The following is a 24,643-nucleotide window of genomic DNA, read 5'->3' on the forward strand; positions in this document are numbered from 1 at the left end:
ACATCCGAAAATGCTAAATGTTATATGGTGAACAAATTTTTTGGCGTGCTGGTAATGCTGGCACTGCAACAAAACGTATGGGCGCAAACGGCTCCTGCCGGTGATTACAGGGAATTGCCCGATCCTAAATCTGTTAATAATACTTCCTGGGAAGCTGTGAAAGGCAATCAACTCCACGTAGCCTTTGGTACTGCTGACACCCGCTATGAAAAAAGGAATGCGCCGGATAATAACGGTCTCGCACCAACGTGGAATGCCAAAGCCTGGAAAGGAGAACGGATACATACCCAATTGGTTATCTGGACAACTTCCGCGCAGCCGGCAGTGAGTATGCAAGCCACTGCACTGCAAGACAGCAAAGGCAATAAGATTGCTGCCACTGCAATAACTACGGGTTTTGTAAGGTATGTAATGACAGATGAACTAAACAAAGATGGCAGCGGTTGCGGTTATCGTAAAACCGTAGATTTCGATTCTTCGCTGTCGGCCGATGGCATTGATATCATCAACAAAAAAGAAATAGCAGCGCGTACAACACAACCGGTTTGGTTGAGTATACAGGTGCCGGCCAATACGCCCGCAGGTGTGTATAAAGGTGCTGTAACTGTAAAAGCAGGTACCACTGTAGTGCGCATGCCATATGAAGTGGAAGTATTGAATCACATACTTCTCGCACCAAAGGACTGGCAATTCCACCTGGATCTGTGGCAAAGTCCGGATGCGATAGCACGTGTATATGGTGTGAAACCCTGGAGCGATGCACACTTCAAGGCGATGAAGCCTTACATGAAAATGTTGGCAGATGCAGGTCAGAAGGTAATCACGACAACAATCATCTATGATCCATGGAATAGTCAAACACAAGATGTATATGGCACGATGGTGAAATGGACGAAGAAGAAAAATGGTAGCTGGACATACGACTATACCATTTTTGATAAATGGGTGCAATTCATGATGGACCTGGGTATTCGTAAAGAAATCAACTGCTACAGCATGATTCCATGGAACCTGAAATTTTATTATTATGATGAAGCAGCTGCAAAAGATACTTTCATTGTAGCCAAACCAGGATCACCGGAATACACTGCGCACTGGCAGCCTATGTTGAATGATTTTGTGAAACACCTGAAAACCAAAGGCTGGTTTAACATCACCGCTATTGCTATGGATGAAAGACCTATGGAAGATATGCAACAGGCGCTGGCTGTAATCAGGAAGGCAGATAAAGACTTTAAAGTATCACTGGCTGGTAGCTACCATGCACCGCTTGCCAACGAAATTTATGACTATTGTATTGCTTCTAAAGAAGCATTCCCTGCTGATGTAATGAAGGCACGTTTGACAAAAGGATTGCCTACTACTTTTTACACTTGTTGTACAGAAGGTTTTCCGAATACGTTCACCTTTTCACCGCCCGCAGAATCAGCCTGGATGGGTTGGCATGCTGCACATAAAGGTTATACCGGTTATTTGCGCTGGGCATATAACTGCTGGGTGAAGGCCCCTTTGCAGGACTCGCGTTTCCGTGCCTGGGCTGCAGGAGATACTTATTTCGTATATCCGGGACCGAGATCTTCTATTCGTTTTGAAAGAATGGTAGAGGGGATACAGGATTATGAAAAAATAAGATTGCTGCGCGCAGAATTCTCAAAAACTAACAATACTGCTGCATTGCAAAAGCTGGATAAATTATTACAGCCTTTTGAAATAGACGCGCTGAAAATCACGCCGGCAGCAGCAATACTGCAAACAGCAAAAAATGGATTGAACGAATTCTAAATAAAAAAATCCTCCGGAGAACCGGAGGATTTTTTTTAACACAACTAAAAAACAATCAAATGTGTTCATCAATCAGGCTTTTTCCCATCTAAAAAGGTATTGATAGTATTGATTTCTGTATGGTTGTTCTGCCCCGGATCACTTACTGTATAGTTGGAGTAGAAGTGCTCAGCAGAGCCTGCACTGTTATCCAGGTTTACATTGCGACGCAGGTAAGCAGGTACGTTTTCCAGTTCCGCGTTATTGTCCATGTTCTTCACATTGAAACTGATGCTGCGTAATTTGGCTACTCTTTCTGCCTGTTTGCGCTTCTGTTCTTCCAGGTCTTCATATGCTTGTTGCATAGGCACTTCAGGAGGAGCGGGCGGTATATTAACAGCTTCATCATCTTCTTTATACACCATCTTCATTTCCGGAGGTGGTGTATTACCAGGTTCAACATAAATGTGTGCCGGTCTGCTTAAATATCCTCCTGCACTGTTACCCGCTTGTGGCTGAATGACGTTCACATTCGGTTGTTGCGTGTGTGCGGGCGGTATTTGTTGAACAGGCTGCATTTGTTGCTGCTGCTGCATTTGCTGCTGTTGTTGTTGCAATTGCTGTAGCTGCAGTTGTTGTGCCTGATGTTGCGCCTGTTGCTGCGCTTGTTGTATCTGTTGCTGTATTTGTTGTTGTATCTGCTGTTGATCAGGTTGTGGCTGCGGCTGCGGTTGTGCTGGTACCTGTTGCACATTCAGCACATAGTTTTGGCGGGCAGGTGCAATGGGCGCCTGCTGCTGTGGCTGTGATGGTGTGTAGCCCATACCAGGCTCAGGATGAACAATTACTGGTTCCATCAGGCGTGGTGCCATCAGGTCTTGCGGCTCCTGGAACAAAAGTCCCTGTGCCTGTTGCATGCTCATTTTTTTTTCGTCACCGTCCTTACCTAATTGCATCACAATTTTAGGTTCTACACGCTCTGTGTTGGAGGGTGTGATCTTTTGTTGTGTGATTGGTTTTTGTTCAAAACCGGTAGCAATGATGGTAACGCCCAGCTGTCTGTCCAGCGTTTGATCGTAGCCCACACCGAGGATCACATCGCAATCTTCACCTGCCTGGCTTTGAACATAGGCCTGAATGATATCCATTTCATCCAGTGTGTGTTCAAATTCGCCTTCAGAAGAAGAGATGTTGATCAGTATCCATTTAGCACCGCGGATATCGTTATCATTCAGCAGTGGTGAAGTCAATGCATCTTCAATGGCTCTCTGTGCGCGGTTTTCACCTTCTGCCAGGGAAGCACCGAGGATAGCCACGCCACCGTTACGCATAACGGTACAAACGTCGGCAAAATCCACGTTGATCTGACCGGTAGAGTTGATCACATCGGTAATACATTTGGCGGCCGTAGCAAGTACGTTATCTGCTTTTTCAAAGGCAGCCTTAAACTTCAGATCGCCGAATTTCTGGCGTAATTTATCATTGGAGATGATGAGCAGTGTATCCACATATTCTTTCAGGCGGGAAACGCCTTCATCTGCCTGCAACATTCTTTTTTTGCCTTCGTAAGAAAACGGGGTGGTAACAATACCAACGGTCAGAATACCCAATTCCTTACATATTTTGGCGATAATAGGAGCGCCACCTGTTCCGGTGCCACCGCCCATACCGGCAGTAATGAAGGCCATTTTGGTATTCACCTCCAGTATTTTTTTGATTTCTTCAAAGGATTCTTCTGTCGCCTGTTTACCGATTTCGGGGTTAGCACCCGCCCCCAGCCCCTGTGTGAGGTGTGGTCCCAACTGTATTTTATTGGGCACAGGGCTGTTTGCAATAGCTTGAGCATCAGTATTGCAGATAATGAAATTTACACCTTCAATGCGCTGGCTATACATATGATTCACCGCATTACTTCCACCGCCACCAATGCCGATAACTTTGATGATAGAAGATTTTTCCTTAGGAAGATCAAAATGTATCATGACTCTATACTTTTATGGGTTAGTACGAATAATTAATAATGAACTATTAAGAATTAAGTGCGTATATGCTTTACTGTTACTATGGTTCATTGGTCCTATCATTATTAATTATCGTATCTTAATTCTTATTTTAATAAACGTTTGCTGGTTGCAACAATTGCGCCATTTACCTTTTAAAGTTTAGCATCTTCTTCTTCTGTAAACATGTCAATGATCTTTGTTTTCATTTTGTCTAAGAAGTTTTTGAGCGATGCATTTCTTTCTTTTGCTTTCCTGTCCTGTATTTCCTGGCTGGTGGGGGCAGCTTCTTCTATCCAGTCGTCCTGTGGAGTAAGTGACTGCGCAGCCTGTTCTTTGGCCAGATAGCTTGTATTAATTTTTACATAATTTTCTTCTAATGCTTTACGATCATTTTCAAAATCATTGTAACCTTTCAGGATGAGTCCCACACAGGTAGCGTACATAGGTTTGGTTAATTCATCTATGTGACCACTTGCGAGGTGCTCGTTGGGGAAACCTATACGGGCACTGGCGCCGGTAGTATATTCTGTCAGCTGTATGAGGTGTTTCAGTTGTGATCCGCCACCAGTAAGGATAATACCGCCATTCAGCATTTTATTATCCATACCGATTTGTTTGAGATGGTATACTACGAAATCAAGTATTTCACTCATGCGCGCCTGGATGATATGTGCCAGGTTCTTCACTGAAATTTCTTTGGGGCTCTGACCTCTTAAGCCGGGAATGGTGATATAGGCGTTGCTTTTGGCTTCATCAGCCAGTGCGTAACCAAACTGCACCTTCATCTGCTCCGCCTGTGTTTTTAATACACCGAGGCCGTTTTTGATGTCGTTGGTAATGTTTTCACCACCGTAGGGAATTACTGCGGTATGTTTGAGAATACCTTCGTAAAACACTGCCAGGTCGGTAGTACCACCGCCAATATCCACAATGGCTACACCAGCTTCAAAGTCCATATCGCACATAACAGCAGCAGCAGAAGCGAGGGGCTGGAGTACCAGGTCACGAATTTTCAGACCTGATTTTTCCACGCTGCGGTTAATGTTGCGGATAGCATTTTTATCACCGGTAATGATATGGAAGTTTGCACCCACCTTCACCCCCGACATACCAATGGGGTAGGTGATATTCTGCAAACTGTCCACAATGTATTGCTGCGGAATCACATCAATGATCTGATCATTCGCAGGAATAACTGTTTTGTACTGATCGTTGATGAGCTGATCAATATCTTTTTGTGATATTTCCGCATCGGTGTCGTTGCGTACAATATCGCCGCGGGTTTGCAAACTTTTTATATGATGACCGGCTATGCCTACGTATACTTCGTTAATCTCCAGATTGGGGTTGGATGCATAACAATTTTCGAGTGCTTGCCTGATAGCCTTTATAGTTTGGTCAATGTTTAGCACCATACCGTGCTGCACACCAAACGATGTAGCTTTACCGAATCCCAGGATTTCCAGTTTCCCGTATTCATTCTTCCGTCCTGCAATGGCAGCAATCTTCGTAGTTCCTATGTCGAGGCCTACAATGATGGGAGCTTCCTGATTCATGGCGTTTTTTGTTTTTTTGATGTGTTAACAGATTTATTCCCTGGCTTATACACTGCTTTAGGTTGTTGCTTAGGCTTTGCTGCTGCTTTTGCTTTCTTCACTACTTTCTCTGTATGCGTTTTAGCCTTTGCTTTAGCTGCGGGTGCCGGTTTTACCACCGGTTTTGCAGCTTCGGAATGTGTCGGTTTTACAGCCGATACATTCGCTGTTGAGTCTTCGCTGTCCGCGATTGGCGGTTCATCCGGGCCACCCAGTTTCAAGCTATCAGTTTTGATAACGGGTTGCAGCGGAGCTGCGCCATCTTTACGGGTGCACACCACTTCGTTTTCAAATGCGATGTTGATGCGCGTATAATTATTCCAGCCTACTTTGTTCAATCCTTCTTTGTAAAAAGCCAGCAGTTTGGTGAATTTTTTTTCTATGTCCACGCCTTCTCCAAAAGCAATAACCTGGTCGCCAAGTTTAGGTATAAACTCAAATCTGCGGTCGCCCGTGATCATTAGCTGTTCTACCTGTGCCATCCAGAAAGGGTCATTACCAATGAAAGTTCCCATGTCTACAATCTGTGCAGTTAACAGGCTGTCTGGTTTCTGCAACTTATCAGCATCCGTAGGAAAGCCGGTGAAAACGGGCACCCTTGCGGCGTAGCGATTGGATACCGGGATATGTTCCCCTGCTTCATCGAGATAAAAACTGTTGCCGGAAAAGGTGAACACCCGTGCTACTGGTTCGCGTTGTGTTACTTTGATATTCAGCTGTTGCCGGTTATCAAAATAAATTTCCGCATTTTTGACCCAGGGGTCCTGGTCTACAATGTTTTCCAGCTGCCCGATGTTGATCGTACCAATTGGTTTGCCTACCGGGTTCAGGTTTTTATCTTTCGTAATCAAAGATTTTATATCCTTCGTTTCAATGAAAAAGTTGTCATCTTTCCCTTCAAATTTCACCTGGATACTTTTGCATTTTCCTGCATCTTTATCCTGTATAGCCGCTGCCAGCAATACTACAAAGCCTGCCAGCGCCATTGTCCAGAGGACAACGATGCCTAGTCTTTTTAATATTTTACTGGTTTTGGACATTATCTATTTTTAATTTTTTATTTAAGCAGATGACCAATTGGTTCTCTTAACTGATCTATATCTCCGGCGCCTGCAGTGATCAGTAACGGAACGGTTGTTTTTTGCAGCCATTCTGTTATTGCTTCTTTCGGCAGTATCTGCACCGGTACTGTAATTTTATTTGCAATCATTTCGCTGGTTACACCTTCAATCGGTAGTTCGCGTGCCGGGTAGATAGGGAGTAAGATAACTTCATCCGCCAGTGAAAGGCTTGCTGCGAAGCCATCTGCCAGATCACGGGTGCGGGTAAATAAATGCGGTTGAAAAATAACCGTGCATTTTTTACCGGGGAATAATGCTTTCGCGCTGCTGATCAGTGCGCGCAGTTCTTCCGGATGGTGTGCATAATCATCTATATAAACCTGCTGATCATTTTTGATGATGTACTCAAATCTGCGTTTGATGCCTTTGAAACTGCCTATGGCGGCTTTAATCTTATCGGCGCTGATTCCCAGCAGTTGTGCTACGGTGATAGCTGCGACTGCGTTTTCCACATTGTGCATACCACCTATGTACATCCGGATGTTATCAATCGCCCAGTTCTGCTGTTTTATGTCAAACTCATATCCACCGTTGATCATGCGGATATTGGTAGCATAAGCGTTGGCAACATCGTTTTGTAAACTGTACAACAACTTGTTTGTTGCATTGAGCTCTTTGTCGCGATGCAGGCCGAACCTGGCAATCAGCGTGCCATTGGGTTTAATATTATGTGTGTACTCAATAAAAGCATCTTCCATAGCTTCCGGTGTACCATAAATATCCAGGTGATCTGCATCCATGGAAGTCAGCACCGCTATGTCAGGGTTTAATTTCAGGAAAGAGCGGTCATATTCATCTGCCTCAATAACTGCAACTGCTCTATCGCTGCTCCAGAAATTTTTATTATAGTTCACGCTGATGCCTCCCAGGAAAGCGTTACAGCCATATCCGCTATCTGTAAGCAGGTGCGCGATCATGGTAGAAACGGTTGTCTTTCCATGCGTGCCTGCTACTGTAATAGCAAACAGTGAACGCGTAATTTCCTGCAATACATCGCTGCGTTTTACCACTTCATAGCCATTATCACGGTACCATTGCAACTCAGTATGTGTCGCCGGTATTGCCGGCGTATATACCACCAGGTTAGTTTGTGCGTCTACTGCATGTATATCATCTGTGTAATGGATCTGCATACCTTCTGCCTCCAGCTGCTTTGTGAGCGCTGTAGCGGTACGGTCATAGCCACTTACCTTCACACCTTTTTCGTTGAAAAAGCGTGCAATGGCGCTCATGCCAATACCACCGATACCGATGAAATAAACCCGTTGTATGTTATTCAAATCCATATTTTCTTCTGAATCTCTGATGCTTTAAATGATTGCCAGTACTTGTTTCGCTATTACCATGTCAGCATTTGGATTTCCCAGTCCGCCGATGTTGTTTTCCAGTTGTTCCATCAGCGCCCTGTTTTGCAGGAGGCTGAATAATACATTACTCAATTGCACTTTTACTTCCTCATCCTTAATGATTAAACCAGCTTTTTTGTTTACCAGGTTCATTGCATTGGAAGTCTGATGATCTTCTGCTGCAAAGGGGTAAGGCACAAATATCACCGGCTTTTTTACCACACATAATTCAGCAATAGCTAATGCGCCGGCCCTTGATAGCACTACATCTGCCGCTTTATATGCAAAGTCCATCACGTTGATGAAGTCGTATACTTTTATATGCGATGCATATGGTGCAGCTGCTGCTTTAGCGGTTTCGTAATAAGGCTTACCTGTTTGCCAGATCAGTTGTATGTCTTTTGCCACCATGCTCTCCAGTAGCGGTTGTAATCCTTCGTTAATGGATTTAGCACCCAAACTGCCACCAACAGCAAATATGGTTTGTTTGTCTGTACGCAAACCAAAGTGTTGCAGTGCATCTTCCCTTGTTACAGCAGATTGTGAGATGTTGTTCCTTACCGGGTTACCGGTCATCACCAGCTTATCTTTCGGAAAAAATGTCTCCATGCCATCGTAGGCCACACAAATCTTTTTTGCTTTCTTACCTAAGATCTTATTGGTTTTACCAGCAAATGAATTTTGTTCCTGTATCAGTGTAGGAATGTCATTCTTTTGTGCCCTGTTGAGCATCGGGAAACTGGCATAACCACCTACACCTACTACCACATCCGGCTGAAACCTTTGCAGGATGGCCTTTGCCTGGCGCAGGCTTTTCCATATTTTGAAAGGCAGCAGGATATTTTTGAAGATATTACTGCGATTGAAGCCAGCTATTTCCAATCCTTCGATGGGATAACCTGCCTGCGGTACTTTCTCCATTTCCATTTTTCCTGTTGCGCCAACAAAAAGAATATCAATATCCGGTTGAATTTTTTTCAACGCATTCGCGATCGCTATCGCCGGGAAGATATGTCCTCCGGTACCACCACCTGCTATGATCACTTTGCGTTGCATGTTATACTAATTGCTATTAATGCTTTATAAATACGAATTAAGCCACTGCAGCGTTTTCTGCATTTGCCATTACTTTTTCCAAACGTTCTTTTTCTGCCTGTTTACCTTCCATCTCTTCCACATTTCTGGATACGCTCAGGATGATACCGATGGCCATACTGGTAAACAAAACAGAAGAACCACCCATACTTACCAATGGGAGGGTAACTCCTGTAACCGGGAACAGTTGTACGTTTACCGCCATGTTGGTCAACGCCTGTATCACCAGTGTTACACTTAGTCCTACTGCCAGGAATGCACCAAAAGCATACGGACATCTTTTATAAATCCTGATACTGCGCAGCAGCAAAATCATATATGCTGCCAGTATAAGGAAGGCACCGAACATACCGTATTCTTCTATAATCGTTGCATAGATATAATCAGAATAGGCATGTGGTAAAAAGTTACGTTGTGTACTGTTGCCAGGGCCCTTACCAATAATACCCCCACCTGCAATAGCGATGTTGGCCTGTTGTACCTGGTAAGGTGTTTCTGTATGATCACCATGCATGAAATTGTCGATACGCTTTTCCCATGTTTTGGTACGCATTTCCATACCGGTAATTTTTGCCACAAAAAACAGGAGCATTACCAATACCGCACCTGCTGCTACCATAGAAGCGAGGAACCTTACCGGCACCCTGCCTATAAAACACAGCAACATGCAGCTGGCGCCCAATAACAGGGCTGTACTCATGTTGGCAGGCATAATCAGTATACAGATAATACCCACCGGAATAATGATAGGCAGAAATCCTTTTTTAAAATCGTTGATCATATGCTGTCTTCTGGACAGCTGCCTGCTTACATACATGAATATTGCCAGTTTGGCTACATCCGATGTTTGAAAGGTGAGGTTAATGATCGGTAGCCTGATCCATCTGCTGGCATCGTTGATATGTGAACCAAAGGCCAGTGTATACATCAGCAATGGTATAGATATCAGGAAGCCAATTTGTGCCACGCGGGAATAAATGGTGTAATTCACACGGTGAGCAAAGTAGATGATCAGCAAACCCATTACCAGTACAGTGAGCTGCTTCAGGAGATAGTACTCCGTATGGCCGCCCCTTTCGCGGTAAGCGAGTGAGCCGGTAGCGCTATATACAGCCAACAAGCTAACCAGCGATAGAAAAAACACTATCGTCCAGATAACCTTATCGCCTTTAGTTCTATAGAGCAAACCTATCATTTGTAGCTTTTAGCAGTTAGCATTTAGCTGCCTGCTTTTTGTTGTTTATTTTTGTTGTTATTTTTCTACTACTACTACTACTTCTTCTTCTTCTATTTATTCTAACAGCTAACAGCTAATAGCTAAGGGCTAATAGCTATAATGCTTTTACTTCTTCTTTGAATTGGCGTCCTCTGTCTTCATAATTTTTGAACAGATCAAAGCTGGCGCAAGCGGGAGACAGCATGACGATATCTCCTTTTGTAGCAGCTTTAAATGCAGCCTGCACTGCATCGTGCATGCTGGTGGTGTTAACCATCAGCGGTGTATCTTTTGATAACGCAGCTACAATAGGCGTGTTGTCTACACCCATACAAATAATTGCTTTCACTTTTTCTTTCACCAGGTCGCGGATAGCGTCGTAGTTGTTGCCTTTGTCTACACCACCCATGATCAGTACAATGGGTTTGTCAAAACTCTCCAGGGCAAACCATACGGAATTCACGTTGGTGGCTTTGCTATCGTTAATAAAATCTATTCCTTTCACTGTTGTCACATATTCCATCCGGTGTTCGAGGCTTTCAAATGAGGTTAGGCTCTCGCGGATTTTTTCTTTTCTTATATCCATGGTTCTGCCTGCAATTCCTGCTGCCATCGAATTATATAAATTGTGTTTTCCCTTTAGTGACAGGTCATACATGGACATGATAACCGGATCTCCGTTGACATCGATGTTCAACTGGTCGTTGGCAATAAAGCCGCCTTCTTTCAGTGGTTTCATGATGGTAAAAGGTATTGATGCTGAATAAATGGGTTGCTGCGCTAAATGTTGCATGATCTCAGGATCATCCATGCAATAGATGAAGAAATCTTCTTCTGTCTGATTCATGGCAATTCTGAATTTGGATGCTACGTAGTTTTCCATTTTGTATTCGTAGCGATCCAGGTGATCAGGCGTAATGTTCAGCAGGATGGCCACATGGGGTTTGAAGTCCTTAATGTCATCCAGCTGGAAGCTGCTGATTTCAATCACATAATACTCCGCCGGTGCGGTCGCCACCTGCCTTGCATAGCTTACACCAATATTGCCAACCATGGCCACATCCAACCCTGCGGTTTTAAAGATGTGATAGGTGAGGGCTGTAGTAGTGCTTTTGCCGTTGCTGCCGGTGATGGCAATGATCTTTTTACCTGTCGAGAAACGGTAGGCCAACTCTATTTCGGAGATTACAGGTATGCCTTTTTCGCGTACCTTTTTCATCAGTTCCGATTTTTCAGGGATACCCGGGCTTTTTACTATTTCGTTTGCGCCGAGAATGATATCCCAGGAATGATGACCTTCTTCAAAAGAGATGTGGTTTACCGCCAGTTCCTGTTTATAATTATCTGTTATTGTGCCTCCGTCAGAAACAAATACATCATACCCCTGCTGTTTTCCCAGCAAGGCCGCACCTATTCCGCTTTCACCAGCTCCTAATATGATGAGTTTATGTTTCATTCGTATATTCTTCTACGTTAGTTTTAATTGTTATCTCATTTTTAATGTTGCAATGGCCACTACCACACACATGATGGTGATGATCCAGAAGCGGACAGATATTTTGCTTTCGTGGTACCCTATTTTCTGATAGTGGTGGTGCAGCGGCGACATTTTCAAAATGCGTCTGCCTTCACCATATTTTTTCTTAGTGTATTTGAAGTAGGATACCTGTATCATCACAGATAAAAGCTCTATCAGGAATACACCACAGAAGATGGGTATCAGTAATTCTTTGCGTACAATGAACGCCAGGGAAGCAATGATGCCGCCCAAAGCGAGGCTACCTGTATCTCCCATGAAAACCTGCGCCGGATAAGCATTGTACCAGAGGAAGCCGATACAGGCACCTACAAAAGCAGCAATAAATATGGACAGTTCTCCCAGGTTAGGGATATACATGATGTTCAGGTATTCTGCAAACTGTATGTTACCGGATACATAGGCAAAGATGCCAAGACAAACACCTATGATCCCTGAAACCCCTGTTGCCAGGCCATCCAGACCATCTGTTATATTAGCACCGTTAGAAACGGCTGTAATAATAAAGGTGACAATGAAAATGTAAAGAATGAATGTGTACTTCTCTGCTCCCGGAATCCAGGAGATGAGTTTGGAGTAATTGAATTCATGATTCTTTACAAACGGAATAGTGGTGATGGGCGTTTTAACATCCACAAACCTGTGACCATCGCGGGTTACACGTTCGGGGTGGGTAACGATCTGTCTTTCATATGGTGCCAGTTTTTTTGCGCCCATTACCTCACGGGATACTACTACATCGTTGTTAAAGTAAAGAGTACAGCCAACAATCAATCCAAGTCCTACCTGCCCCATGATCTTAAATCTTCCAGCCAGTCCTTCTTTATTCTTTTTAAATACTTTGATGTAATCGTCCACGAAGCCTATCAGGCCTAGCCATACGGTGCAGAGCAGGATGAGCCAGATATATACATTTGCTATTTGTGCAAAGAGTAAAGTAGGTATAACGATGGCTGATAAAATGATCAGACCACCCATAGTAGGGGTTCCTTTTTTGGTGTTTTCACCCTGCAGACCCAGTTCACGGATGGTTTCACCGATTTGTTTGTGTTGCAGGAACTTAATAATACGTTTACCAAACAGCAAAGAAATAATCAGCGACAGCAATAATGCCATCGTTACACGGAAAGTGATATACTGAAACATACCACCGCCGATGACGCTGATCTTAAATTCTGTTTTTAGGTAATTTAAAAAATAATATAACATATGTTTTAGTCGTAACCTGTCATCCACCACTGGCGGAGGGCAAGCTGTTAAGTCATTGGATTATTAAGTATCTTATCTCTTCTAAAAAAATTATTTCTCCATCATCTTCAACATTTCCAGCAGCACTTCTTTATCATCAAAGTGATGTTTCACCCCTTTTATTTCCTGGTATTTTTCATGTCCTTTACCAGCCACGAGAATAATGTCTTCTCTGTTAGCCAGGGTGATAGCGGTTTTAATGGCTTCTTTCCTGTCGGTAATGGAAATAACTTTTTTCTTCAGATGAACGGGTACACCTGTTTCCATTTCATGAATAATCGCTGCCGGGTCTTCCGAGCGGGGATTATCTGAAGTAAGGATTACACGGTCACTGTTTTCTGCTGCTACATCACCCATCACCGGGCGTTTGGTGGTATCTCTGTCGCCGCCGCAACCAACTACGGTAATCACCTGCTCATTGCCTTTACGGAGATTTTTGATAGTGGCCAGTACATTTTTTAATGCATCCGGTGTATGTGCATAATCTACGATAGCAATGATTTGTTCCTTGTCAGATATGATATAGTCAAACCGGCCTTCAGCGCCTTGCGTATCGCTGAGGGCTTGTAATACTTTTGCTTTATCAATACCCAGTAACACGGCTGCACCATAAACAGCCAGCAGGTTATAGGCATTGAATTCACCAATCAGCCGAAAATGTACTTCTGTTTCACCTACCAGCATTACGAGGCCTGTAAGATTGTTCTCCAGGATCTTTCCTTTGAAATCCGCCAGTGTGCGCAAACTATATGTTGCTTTTTTGGCCTTTGTATTTTGCAGTATCACGGTACCTCTTTTATCATCGAGATTGGTGAGTGCAAAAGTGCCGGCTGGCAGGTTATCAAAGAATGATTTCTTCACCTTGATATATTCATCAAATGTTTTGTGGTAATCCAGGTGATCATGGGTGATATTACTGAAGATGCCTCCCGCGAATTTCAGCCCGGCAATGCGTTGCTGATGGATAGCGTGGGAGCTTACTTCCATAAATACATACAGACAACCATCTTCCAACATTTTTGCGAGTAGCGCATTCAAATTGATGGGGTCAGGTGTAGTATGTGTGGCTGGTATAACGGTATCGCCTATCTGATTTTGTATGGTAGACAATAACCCACAGTGATATCCCAGTTTGGTAAACAAACGAAATAACAATGTAGCGATCGTTGTTTTACCATTGGTACCTGTAACGCCTACCAGTTGCAGCTTATGCGATGGGTTGCCATAGAAGTTGCCTGCCATGATACCGCTGGTATTAGCGCTGTTGGTTACCTGTACATAACATACATTATCTGCCAGTTGTGCTGGTAATGTTTCACATATCACCGCTGTGGCTCCTTGTGCAATAGCTTTTTCAATGTACACGTGTCCATCTACGTGTACGCCTTTCACCGCAATGAAAGCATCTCCGGATCCAACGGACCTGGAGTCGGTAGTGAGCGTGTTCACGGTAATATCTGTATTACCATGCACCGCCTGGATGCTTACATTATACAATATGTCGCTCAGCGTCTTCATCTAGCTCAGTTCTATTACGATTGTTTGTTCGTTTCCTATTTTAGTTCCACCCGGAAGTGATTGTAATTTCACTTTGCCTGCACCCTTTACCACTACGCGCAGCCCGGCATTTTCCAGCAGGTACAGTGCATCTTTTAATCCCATTCCGGTTACATCAGGTACCGCGCCTTTGGTTTGTGCTACCTGTTGGAAAGTAATTTTCCGATCGGTTACTTTAGCACTTACCCAGCTGTTATTCGCTAATGCTCCGCGGATAGGCAGTTGCAGGGTACTGAGTATTTGTTTCCATTCTGCACCTTTACCGTTCTTCAGTGCCAGCAGGGTATCCAGTTGCATGGTAGCCTGCATGGGCTTTTGTCTTTCTACAGCGATAGCAAACAGTTTATCTGCTACTTCCCTGAATACAGGACCTGCTATGGCAGCGCCGTAAAAACGCAGTGCATGCGGCTTATTTTTGATCACCACCACGCAGGTATACTGCGGATCATTGGCCGGAAAATAACCGGCAAATGAGGATTGGTAGATTTTGTCTGCATAGCCGCGGTTACCGTTGGCTACCAGTGCAGTACCGGTTTTAGCGGCGAAGTTGTAGTATGGGTTATGCAATTTTTTTGCGGTACCATCTATTGTTACGCCTTCCAGCATTGCCTGTAATTGTTTGAGTGTGCTTTGCGAACAGATACTGTCCAGCATTACAGTGGGCTCAAACTGTTTAACTACCTGGCCATACTCCTGTACGGAATTGACGAGGTAGGGTTTCATCATTTTACCATTGTTAGCCACTGCATTGTACAGCATACATGTTTGCAGCGGACTAATCAGCACTTCGTACCCAAAGGCCATCCATGGCAGGGTAGTGTTGCTCCAGGTTTTGGAGGCGGTGGTTTTAATTACCGGTCTTCCTTCACCTACCAGGTCGATACCGGTACTTTGATCCAGCTTTAATCTTTTCAGATGTGCTACAAAGTTGTTCGGCTGCCTGCTATAAAACTGGTAGGCCAGTTTGGCCATACCTACATTTGAACTCAGTTCAAATGCATGTTTAATGGTAACATTCTGCGGGCCCGGATGCGGTTCGGAATCGAATACCGTTCTGCGTCCTACCTGCCAGCGGCCACCATCCATGTTTACCATGGAATTCATGGTAGCGTATTTATCTTCCAGTACTGCAATAACGGTCGCCAGTTTAAATGTTGATCCCGGCTCACCTACCTGCAGTGCATAGTTCATATTTTCCCAGTAGCTGCCATCAGGCTGACGGCCCAGGTTAGCTACGGCTTTGATCTTACCTGTTTTTACTTCCATGAGGATGCAGGTACCGTGATCTGCTTCATTTTGCACCATCATGTTCATGAGTGCTGTTTCCACAATGTCCTGCATGTTTACATCAATGGTGGTGATGATATCGCGACCGTTTTCCGGTTCAATATCGTAGCCATCTACAGGAACATAGGTGCCACCAGCAATGCGGCGCATGAGTCTTTTACCCGTAACCCCTTTCAGGTATTCGTTGTAGGTTCTTTCCAGTCCTACGCTTTGTGAATTTTCGCGGGCCAGTCCGATTGTTCTGTTAGCCAGCAGTTTAAAAGGGTTGATGCGCTTACTTTTTGTTTCTGCGATCATGCCACCTTTATTCTTGCCGAGACGGAACATCGGGAAGGTGCGCATTTCCTGATATTGATTAAAAGGCACGTCTCTTTTCAGTAAAAAGTAACGGTCTTTTGATTTGTATCCTTCCTGCAGCATTTGTTTGTAGGAAGCTTTGCTACGGTCGCCAAATACTTCAGACATCCTGTATGCGAGGGAGTCTACATTATCTTTAAATGCTTTACCACCTTTATCACGTAGTCCTTCCGCTGCAAAGTCAATACGGATGTCGAAATAGGGAATAGAGGTAGACAGCATTCTGCCTTCCTCAGAGTAGATAGTGCCTCTTTCAGCGTCCAGCGCTACGTATCCGGTGTGCAGGCTATCTGCCATGCTACGCCAGTAGGTGCCCTGTACATTCTGGATATAGAATATCTTCACCAGGATGGCCACGCCAAACAGTGCCATGCCGATCAGGCACAGATACACTCGCCACAATATGTCCTTTTTTACATCCACGATGTTTTTTAGCAGTTACCTGTTAATTTATTCGCCTTTAGCTGTTAGCCGGTCCTTTTATGTTACTAAAAGTGGCCGGTTAACAGCTAAAGGCTATTTTGAGAAGATACCTGACACTGGCTGCATTTGTATTTGAGATGCTTGCCATTATTTGATTTACCAGCATCCCCGACCTGAGGTCATGTCAGGCGGGCAGCGTCAGGTATCAATGTTAAAATCATTTTTCTGTATCCTTTTTCAGCACAATCTTTTGTGGAGGGGAGCTGAGTTCTTTAAGTCCCAGCGGCTCTACAGATTTACTGACTTCACTCATTTTGCTTCGAAACATGAGCTCACTTTTCACATTGATATATTCCCACTTCAGCTCTTTTATTTCTTTTCCAAGTTGATTTATACGCCGGATTTTTTTTTCAGCGAGGTGACTGTTGGCAATATAGATCAGGGCCAGAATGGACAGGAAGCCAATGAAGGGCATGTTTTGCACCAACGCTTTATAGTTGATGCGTAAACGCCATTCTCTTCGCTGTTCCGGGGGAATCGTATTTTCTTCAGCCGGAATGCCCTGGTTTGTATCTATATCTTCTTCCTGCAACACGCTCTATGCCTTTTTAAAAATTGACAATATAAAATTGAACGCAAATCAAAACAGATGTGTATAGGATAGGTAGGATCTTGTGAGCCGGTGTACTACCGTGTCACGATGTTTTTTCGGCCACCCGCAGTTTTGCACTTCTGGATCTACCATTGAGCTTCAATTCTGCATCGCTGGCGGTAACCGGTTTTTTTGTGATTAATCTGAACAATTTAGGGGGTGTTTCCTTTGCAAACGGATCTTCCTGTGCTATCTCAAAACTTCCTGTCTTCATAAAATTTTTCACCATCCTGTCTTCCAGCGAGTGGAAGGTAATGACGGCGAGCCTGCCTCCTGGTTTTAATACACTGGTGGCTTGTTCCAGTAAATCTTTCAAAGCGCCCAGTTCATCGTTAACGGCTATACGTAATGCCTGGAAAACCTGTGCCAGGTATTTTTGCGGATTGCCTTTTACGATGGGCTGTATCACGGATTTAAATTCTGTGATAGTGCGCATGGGGTGTGTTTTCCGCTGCTTCACAATTGTTTGTGCCAGGGTTTTGGCGTTAGTTACTTCTCCATATTCCTGGAAAATCAGTTGTAACCTTGCTTCTCCCCATGTGGCCAGCAATTGTGCAGCAGTAAATGTTGTTCGTGTGTCCATCCGCATATCCAGATCGCCTTCGAAGCGGGTACTGAATCCTCTTTCTGCTGTATCAAACTGGTGCGATGAAACGCCCAGATCGGCCAGTACTCCATCCACCTGTTCTGCTTTGTGTAATTTCAGAAAGCGTTGCAGATGCCGGAAGTTTTGTTGTACAAACGTTACGCGCTCATCTATGATCCTGTTGCGGTAAGCATCTTCATCCTGATCAAATACGATCAGCCGTCCTTTATCACCCAGTTTCTCCAGTATTGCTCTTGCGTGTCCTCCGCCTCCAAACGTAGCATCTACATATGTCCCTTCGGGATTGATCTGTAAAAGCTCCGTTGTTTCCTGCAGCAGAACGGGTAAGTGATATTCTTGTTCGCCCATATGCTACCTTTAAATTGAAATATTGTTGTCTCCTCCTCCCATTACCTGTTGTGCCAGATCACTGAACGCCCCTGGTGAGAAATTTTCAAAGAACTCCTGGTATTTACCTTTATCCCAGATCTCGATTTTATTGGATGCTGCTGCCAGCACAATATCTTTTTCCAGATTGGCGTACGACAGCAGGTTTTTCGGTACCAGCAGTCTTCCGGCGCTATCTAACTCCAGAATGGTGGCTCCGTTTAAGAAGTAGCGCCTGAATTCCCTTACTTTTGGGTCAAAGTCATTCAGTTTGCTAATACGCTCAAAAATAGGCTGCCATTCATTCATGGGATACAGGGACAAGCATTTTTCAAACCCTCGGTTAATCACAAACTGTCCTCCGGCCCCGTCTGATAGCTGCTTTTTAAATCCAGCAGGTAAAAGAAAGCGTCCTTTTGCGTCCAGCGTCGATTCATATTCGCCGAGAAATCCTGTCATACCATGGGGCAAAGTCCTTGAAAATCCATTTTCTAACACAAAATAACACTTTTTCCCACTTTTTAACGAAAAAATACTTTATAAATTTTTTCCACAGGAGGGATTGCTGCCATAGATGGCCTTCTGCTATCATTTATTCACCAGTTATGTGCATTGTATATTAATACATGTGGATAATGTGTTAATATGTTTAATTGAGATGTTCATATCCATCGGATCATCGACTCCTCTTGCTGTTCGCGAAATGCACCCGGGTGGGAAAAAAGCGCGTTGAAATATTTATGCGTGAAGAAAAATTTTAATTTGAAGCCTTTTTTGCGCCTTTTTCCGATCAAAAACCGCCTTTTTTTATTTTCAGTGGGAGAAATGTCAAAAACGCAACGACGGTGGAAAACTCTTGTTTCGACGATTTAATTCGGTCTTTTGCAAAATTTTAACAGCATTGAAAATCTCTCTGCCTTACATTTACATTTAATTCTTAATTTTGCCACTCTTTTATGCGGAAATTTTTATTGTACATTAGTGTTCTTGCGCTTATAGTATCTACATCCTGTAATACAGAATTACGGAGGATAGAGAAAAGCAACAACTTTGAAAAGAAGCTGGCGTATGCCGACAAGTTGTACCAGAAGAAAAAATACAATACGGCGATAACACTCTACACTGACCTCATACAGGTGTATAAGGGAACAGAAAAGTTTGAGCCGCTGTATTATAATTTCGCATATTGCTCTTATTATGTAAAGGATTATGTTCAGGCCGCATTTCAGTTTAAGAATTACCTGGATATCTTCCCAAACAGCCCCAGAGCCGTGGAAATAGATTATATGCAGGCTTATTGCTATTATAAACAATCACCCAAGGTAGCATTGGATCAAACCAATACCATGAAGGCTATTGCGGCAATGCAAACCTTCATTAACAACTATCCCACCGCAGAAAAAGTGGCAGAAGCTAACCTGGTAATCGAATTGTGCCGCCGCAAGCTGGAAAAGAAAGAGTATTCCAGTGCTGAATTATACTATAACCTGGGCTTTTTCAAAGCAGCCGGTATTGCCTTCAAAAACCTGATGCGCAACTACCCAGACTCTGATAAAAGCGATGGGTACAAGATAATGGCCATCAGGGCTTACTACAATTATGCTAAAAATAGTATTCCGGAGAAGCAAAAGGAGCGCTACGAAACAGTTTTGGGCGAATACCTGGACTTTGCAGACCACTATCCGAACAGCAAATTGAAGCCGGATGCCGAAAAATTTTATACCTTAGCACAAAACAACATAAAATCACTGGATAATGAGCAAATTAAAGCGAAGTCTAACCAGTAGTCTTAATCCAATGGTAGAAACTAAAAATACTACCGATATTAAGAACAGGACTGGTAATTTATATGAGTCTATTGCCGTGATAGCCAAACGCGCCAATCAGATCAATATTTCCGTGAAAGAGGAGCTCCATTCCAAACTGGAAGAGTTTGCCAGCCATACTGACAATCTCGAGGAAGTGCATGAGAACAAGGAGCAGATTGAGATTTCCCGTTTTTACGAAAGACTGGCAAATCCTGCTATCCAGGCAACACAGGAATTTCTGGATAACAAAATTTATTTCCGCAAGAACGACGACGATTTGTTTAGCTAATCCGCCACACATTATTTTGTGAGGTGCGCGATTGCGAAAAATAAAAATATTAATTTCATGGCGGCAGAATGATTTCTGCCGCTTTTGTTTTTATATATCCATGGACGCTACCAAGATGCTACAAGGAAAAAAGATCCTCCTGGGTGTTTCCGGCAGTATTGCTGCCTACAAAGCCGCTACCCTCATCCGCCTGCTGGTGAAGGAAGGTGCTATTGTAAAAGTAGTGATGACGCCCGCTGCGGCTGATTTCATCACACCACTTACCCTGGCTACACTCTCAAAAAATGAGGTGCCACTCCATATCAGTGATCATAACAGCTGGAATAACCATGTAATGCTCGGCCGCTGGGCGGATGTAATGCTCATCGCCCCTGCTTCTGCCAATACCATCGCTAAAATGGCGCTGGGATTATGTGATAACCTGTTGCTGGCTACCTACCTCTCTGCTACCTGCCCGGTTATGTTTGCACCGGCCATGGATGAAGATATGTGGCATCATCCGGCTACCCGCAGCAATGTGGAAAAACTGCAGTCCTATGGACATCAGCAGATACCAATAGCCACGGGAGAACTGGCCAGTGGCCTGTTTGGAGAAGGCCGTATGGCAGAACCTGAACAAATGGTTGCCTGGCTGCAACGTCATTTCAGTCAAACAGCCGCGCCACAGCCACTACACGATAAAATTGTGGTAGTTACAGCCGGACCTACTATTGAACATATTGATCCCGTAAGATACATCAGTAACCACTCCAGTGGAAAGATGGGCATCGCAGTGGCGGAAGCCCTCGCAGATGCCGGCGCCCGGGTGAAACTGATACTGGGACCCACTTCCCGGCAAACAACACATACAGGTATTGAAACGATCCGGGTACAAACTGCCCAGGAAATGTTTGACCAGGTAATGAAGATCTATCCGATAGCTAATATTGTGGTGGCCGCCGCCGCTGTGGCGGATTACCGGCCAGTAAATGTGGCCGGCAAAAAGATCAAGAAGGGCGAAGCACAGCTGCATATTGATCTCGAAAAAACACCTGATATCCTGCGTACATTGGGCGACAGTAAAGGACCACAGCAATTGCTGATCGGCTTCTCCCTGGAAACGAACAATGAAAAGGAATATGCACTGAAGAAATTACGTGAAAAGCACCTGGACATGATTGTGATGAATTCCCTGGCAGATGCGGGTGCTGGCTTTAATTATGATACCAATAAGGTAACGCTGTTTGACCGCGATGGAAAAGAAAGCAATTTTCCATTGAAGTCAAAACAAGCCGTGGCACAGGATATTGTTTCCGCTATAATCGAACTGCAACATGCCTAATCGTTTTTTTTACACCGTGCTCCTCACCGGCGCACTGGTTTTATCCTTCTGCCGTCCTGTTCATGCACAGGAAATCAGGGCCAACGTAACGGTAGTAGCCAACCAGGTACAGGGCGTCGACAAAAAAATATTTGTTACGCTGCAAACTGCCCTCAAAGAATTCCTGAATAACCGTCACTGGGCCAACGATGCATTTACACCGGCAGAGCGCATTGAGTGCAATTTTCTGCTGAATGTAACCGGTACCACCGGTAGTGATACTTATAAGGCAAGTCTTACTATACAGGCTACCAGACCGGTTTTCAACAGTAGTTATGTTACCAGTCTTCTTAACCTGCAGGATAATAACATCGTATTCCGTTATGCAGAATTTCAGCCGCTGGAATTCAGTGATAACAGGGTGGTGGGTAATGATCCGCTGGCCTCCAATCTCACGGCTATTATGGCGTATTATGTGGATATCATCCTGGGGCTGGACTATGATTCTTTTTCTCCACGTGGAGGAGATCTGTATTTTAAGAAAGCACTCAATATTGTGAATAATGCACCAGACGGGAAAGATATCACCGGATGGAAAGCTTTCGAAGGTAACCGTAACCGGTACTGGTTGCAGGATAATCTGCTGAATGCCAAGTTCATGCCTTTTCATGATGTGATGTACCAATACCATCGCATGGGACTGGATGTGATGTATGACGATGTGAATAAAGGTCGTGCTGCTATCATGAATTGTTTGAACCTGATGTATGCTATTCATCAGGATGTGCCCAATACGATGCTGGTACAGGCATTTTTCACTGCCAAATCAGATGAACTGCTGAAGCTTTTTTCCAAAGCGATGCCACAGGAAAAAAGCCGTGCAGCGGAGTTGTTGTCACAGATGGATATACCCAATGCGCAGAAATATCAACAGATGAAGTAACAGCTGTTAGCTGTTAGCTATTAGCTATTAGCTATTAACTAACCACTGATGGCTAAAAGCTAAAAGTTACAATGAAGAATATTACGAAACTCACTGCCCTGGCAGTATTATTATTGTTTTTGTTCGCCTGCGGTGACGGTGATAATGTGCCGCGCAATATTATACCCAAACAAAAAATGAGTGCCATTTTAGCAGATATGTCTATGGCAGATGCTTATAGTAATGAAGTACAGATGGAAGCCGTGCATTTGCCATCATCCGATTCTCTCCGGCAGGAAAAAGTAAAGATCCTGTACAAGCAGATACTGGATCTGCATAAAGTTAGCGTGACAGAATTTATGAGTAGCTATAAATACTATGAGAGTCATCCTAACAGGATGAAAGAAGTATTCCAGCTGGTGCAGTCAGATATCTCCGGCAGAAAAAGTAAACTGGGTAATCCGATTGATGAAAATGCTCCTATCCGTTTTCGTGCAAAGGCCCTTTTCCCATACGCAGATAGCGTGATCCTGTTGCCGAAAACCGATACCATACGGCCTTTCGTGAAACGGCAGCCCTAATATATAAAACACCAAAACATGAACAAAGTAGTAGCAAATGCAGACGAAGCCATACATGATATCCGGGATGGCGCGGTGATGATGCTGGGAGGATTTGGTTTGTGTGGAATTCCGGAAAATTGTATTGCTGCGCTGGTACGCAAGGGTATTAAGCAGCTTACCTGTATCTCCAACAATGCCGGCGTAGATGACTTCGGACTGGGACAGCTGTTACAGACACGGCAGATCCGGAAAATGATGTCATCTTATGTAGGCGAAAACGCAGAATTTGAAAGACAGTTGCTCGCTGGTGAGCTGGAAGTAGACCTGATTCCACAAGGTACTTTAGCCACCCGCATCCAGATGGCTGGTATGGGTATTCCCGCTTTTTTTACCCCCGCCGGTTATGGAACCGAAATTGCCGCAGGCAAAGAAGTGCGCGAATTTAATGGTAAACAGCATCTCATGGAATTGGCACTGCACGCGGATTTTGCGATCGTAAAGGCCTGGAAGGGGGATACGCTGGGTAACCTGGTATTCCGCAAAACCACGCGCAATTTCAGCACTTCTATGGCTAAAGCCGGACAGATCACCATTGCCGAAGTAGAGCAGCTGGTGCAACCCGGAGAGCTGGACCCTGATAATATACATGTGGCGGGCATCTACGTGCACCGCATCTTCCAGGGCGGCAACTATGAAAAACGGATTGAACGTAAAACAGTAAAAATGTAGGTGCTCACCCTTCGTTCATCAAATTTTCCACTCTTCAAATCTGAAATTTTATGCCTCTCGATAAATATGGCATTGCCAAAAGAATAGCGCAGGAATTGCAGGATGGCATGTATGTAAACCTGGGTATAGGTATTCCTACACTTGTGTCTAACTACATCCCTGCCGGTATTTCTATTATGCTGCAGTCAGAAAACGGGTTACTGGGTATGGGCCCGTATCCTGCGGAAGAAGATGTAGATGCAGACCTGATCAATGCCGGTAAGGAAACGGTGACATTGTTGGCAGGTGGCAGCTTCTTCGATTCTGCCGAAAGTTTTGGTATGATCCGCGCCGGTAAAGTAGATCTGACTGTATTAGGTGCTATGGAAGTATCTGATAATGGTGATATCGCCAACTGGAAAATTCCCGGTAAAATGGTAAAGGGGATGGGTGGCGCTATGGACCTGGTGGCTTCTGCGAAGAATATTATTGTAGCAATGATGCACACAAATCCCAAAGGCGAAAGCAAATTGCTGCCACAGTGTTCGCTCCCGCTTACAGGTGTAAACTGCGTGAAAAAAATAGTGACGGATCTCGCTGTGCTGGATGTTACACCGGCAGGATTTAAACTACTGGAACGGGCGCCTGGTGTAAGTGTGGAAGAGATCAGATCTAAAACCGCAGGTAAGCTGATCATCGAAGGAGATATCCCGGAAATGAAATTTTAAATAACTACGTATATACATTACCGTGCCCTATCTCACTTATAGTGAGGTAGGGCATTTTATTTTTCTGAAAGACCTTTTATATACTTATATATTAATTTTAATATTTATATTCTTGTATCTTTAAACTATTGATGCTGTTATTAATTCTTAACCT

21 protein-coding genes are annotated in these 24,643 nt (G+C 44.1%); 8 read left to right on the plus strand and 13 right to left on the minus strand.

Going from position 1 to position 24,643, the window contains the following annotated elements; genetic code table 11:
- Window positions 1-24: 24 nt before the first annotated feature.
- Window positions 25-1,782: a DUF4091 domain-containing protein gene (locus tag CLV51_RS07160; RefSeq protein ID WP_106527285.1), complete on the plus strand. Its 1,758-nt coding sequence runs from the start codon at window positions 25-27 to the stop codon at window positions 1,780-1,782.
- Window positions 1,783-1,850: 68 nt separating this feature from the next.
- On the opposite strand, the gene ftsZ is transcribed toward CLV51_RS07160, so the two are convergent.
- From ftsZ to mraZ, 13 genes are all read right to left on the minus strand, one after another.
- Window positions 1,851-3,743, minus strand: coding sequence for a cell division protein FtsZ (gene ftsZ, locus CLV51_RS07165; protein WP_106527286.1), 1,893 nt, complete (start codon window positions 3,741-3,743; stop codon window positions 1,851-1,853).
- Between the two features lie 173 nt (window positions 3,744-3,916).
- The gene (gene ftsA, locus CLV51_RS07170) at window positions 3,917-5,320 is read right to left on the minus strand and encodes a cell division protein FtsA (protein ID WP_106527287.1); all 1,404 of its coding nucleotides are present in this window, start codon (window positions 5,318-5,320) and stop codon (window positions 3,917-3,919) included.
- Window positions 5,317-6,399 (minus strand): cell division protein FtsQ/DivIB, encoded by a 1,083-nt coding sequence (locus tag CLV51_RS07175; RefSeq protein WP_146151240.1) that lies wholly within the window; start codon window positions 6,397-6,399, stop codon window positions 5,317-5,319. Before CLV51_RS07175 ends, ftsA begins: the two co-directional genes overlap by 4 nt.
- 17 nt (window positions 6,400-6,416) lie before the next feature.
- Window positions 6,417-7,766 carry a UDP-N-acetylmuramate--L-alanine ligase gene (gene murC / locus CLV51_RS07180; protein WP_106527289.1) on the minus strand — a complete coding sequence of 450 codons (1,350 nt, stop codon included), beginning with the start codon at window positions 7,764-7,766 and terminating at the stop codon, window positions 6,417-6,419.
- Between the two features lie 24 nt (window positions 7,767-7,790).
- Complete coding sequence (gene murG / locus CLV51_RS07185; RefSeq protein WP_106527290.1) at window positions 7,791-8,882, minus strand: undecaprenyldiphospho-muramoylpentapeptide beta-N-acetylglucosaminyltransferase; 1,092 nt, start codon at window positions 8,880-8,882, stop codon at window positions 7,791-7,793.
- A 37-nt stretch (window positions 8,883-8,919) separates the two neighbouring features.
- On the minus strand, window positions 8,920-10,116 hold the full coding sequence (locus tag CLV51_RS07190; RefSeq protein WP_170115323.1) for an FtsW/RodA/SpoVE family cell cycle protein: 1,197 nt from the start codon (window positions 10,114-10,116) through the stop codon (window positions 8,920-8,922).
- Window positions 10,117-10,252: 136 nt separating this feature from the next.
- On the minus strand, window positions 10,253-11,593 hold the full coding sequence (murD, locus tag CLV51_RS07195) for a UDP-N-acetylmuramoyl-L-alanine--D-glutamate ligase (RefSeq protein ID WP_106527291.1): 1,341 nt from the start codon (window positions 11,591-11,593) through the stop codon (window positions 10,253-10,255).
- Window positions 11,594-11,623: 30 nt separating this feature from the next.
- Window positions 11,624-12,883 carry a phospho-N-acetylmuramoyl-pentapeptide-transferase gene (mraY, locus tag CLV51_RS07200; protein WP_106527292.1) on the minus strand — a complete coding sequence of 420 codons (1,260 nt, stop codon included), beginning with the start codon at window positions 12,881-12,883 and terminating at the stop codon, window positions 11,624-11,626.
- 90 nt (window positions 12,884-12,973) lie between these two features.
- The gene (locus CLV51_RS07205; RefSeq protein WP_106527293.1) at window positions 12,974-14,440 is read right to left on the minus strand and encodes a UDP-N-acetylmuramoyl-L-alanyl-D-glutamate--2,6-diaminopimelate ligase; all 1,467 of its coding nucleotides are present in this window, start codon (window positions 14,438-14,440) and stop codon (window positions 12,974-12,976) included.
- On the minus strand, window positions 14,441-16,516 hold the full coding sequence (locus tag CLV51_RS07210; RefSeq protein ID WP_245898668.1) for a penicillin-binding protein: 2,076 nt from the start codon (window positions 16,514-16,516) through the stop codon (window positions 14,441-14,443).
- A gap of 247 nt (window positions 16,517-16,763) precedes the next feature.
- Window positions 16,764-17,141, minus strand: a complete 378-nt coding sequence (locus tag CLV51_RS07215) for an FtsL-like putative cell division protein (protein ID WP_245898644.1) — start codon at window positions 17,139-17,141, stop codon at window positions 16,764-16,766.
- 100 nt (window positions 17,142-17,241) lie between these two features.
- On the minus strand, window positions 17,242-18,153 hold the full coding sequence (rsmH, locus tag CLV51_RS07220) for a 16S rRNA (cytosine(1402)-N(4))-methyltransferase RsmH (protein WP_106527295.1): 912 nt from the start codon (window positions 18,151-18,153) through the stop codon (window positions 17,242-17,244).
- Between the two features lie 9 nt (window positions 18,154-18,162).
- Entirely contained in the window at window positions 18,163-18,669 is a 507-nt protein-coding gene (mraZ, locus tag CLV51_RS07225) for a division/cell wall cluster transcriptional repressor MraZ (protein WP_245898645.1), read from the minus strand.
- A 458-nt stretch (window positions 18,670-19,127) separates the two neighbouring features.
- Here mraZ and CLV51_RS07230 point away from each other — a divergent pair, with 458 nt between their 5' ends.
- The 7 genes from CLV51_RS07230 to CLV51_RS07260 all read left to right on the plus strand — a co-directional run bounded on the left by CLV51_RS07230 (window position 19,128) and on the right by CLV51_RS07260 (window position 24,489).
- Complete coding sequence (locus CLV51_RS07230) at window positions 19,128-19,958, plus strand: outer membrane protein assembly factor BamD (protein ID WP_106527297.1); 831 nt, start codon at window positions 19,128-19,130, stop codon at window positions 19,956-19,958.
- Window positions 19,927-20,268: a DNA-directed RNA polymerase subunit omega gene (locus tag CLV51_RS07235; RefSeq protein ID WP_106527298.1), complete on the plus strand. Its 342-nt coding sequence runs from the start codon at window positions 19,927-19,929 to the stop codon at window positions 20,266-20,268. Before CLV51_RS07230 ends, CLV51_RS07235 begins: the two co-directional genes overlap by 32 nt.
- A 100-nt stretch (window positions 20,269-20,368) precedes the next feature.
- A complete protein-coding gene (gene coaBC / locus CLV51_RS07240) occupies window positions 20,369-21,589 on the plus strand; it encodes a bifunctional phosphopantothenoylcysteine decarboxylase/phosphopantothenate--cysteine ligase CoaBC (RefSeq protein ID WP_245898646.1) in 1,221 nt (406 codons plus the stop codon).
- Complete coding sequence (porD, locus tag CLV51_RS07245; protein ID WP_106527299.1) at window positions 21,582-22,511, plus strand: type IX secretion system protein PorD; 930 nt, start codon at window positions 21,582-21,584, stop codon at window positions 22,509-22,511. The genes coaBC and porD overlap by 8 nt, the downstream gene beginning before the upstream one ends.
- 71 nt (window positions 22,512-22,582) lie before the next feature.
- A complete protein-coding gene (locus CLV51_RS07250; RefSeq protein ID WP_106527300.1) occupies window positions 22,583-23,071 on the plus strand; it encodes a DUF4296 domain-containing protein in 489 nt (162 codons plus the stop codon).
- 18 nt (window positions 23,072-23,089) lie between these two features.
- Window positions 23,090-23,782, plus strand: a complete 693-nt coding sequence (locus CLV51_RS07255) for a CoA transferase subunit A (RefSeq protein ID WP_106527301.1) — start codon at window positions 23,090-23,092, stop codon at window positions 23,780-23,782.
- A gap of 50 nt (window positions 23,783-23,832) precedes the next feature.
- A complete protein-coding gene (locus tag CLV51_RS07260; protein ID WP_106527302.1) occupies window positions 23,833-24,489 on the plus strand; it encodes a 3-oxoacid CoA-transferase subunit B in 657 nt (218 codons plus the stop codon).
- Window positions 24,490-24,643 lie beyond the last annotated feature (154 nt).

It is taken from the genome of Chitinophaga niastensis, from assembly GCF_003014755.1.
GTDB classification, from domain to species: Bacteria; Bacteroidota; Bacteroidia; order Chitinophagales; family Chitinophagaceae; genus Chitinophaga; species Chitinophaga niastensis.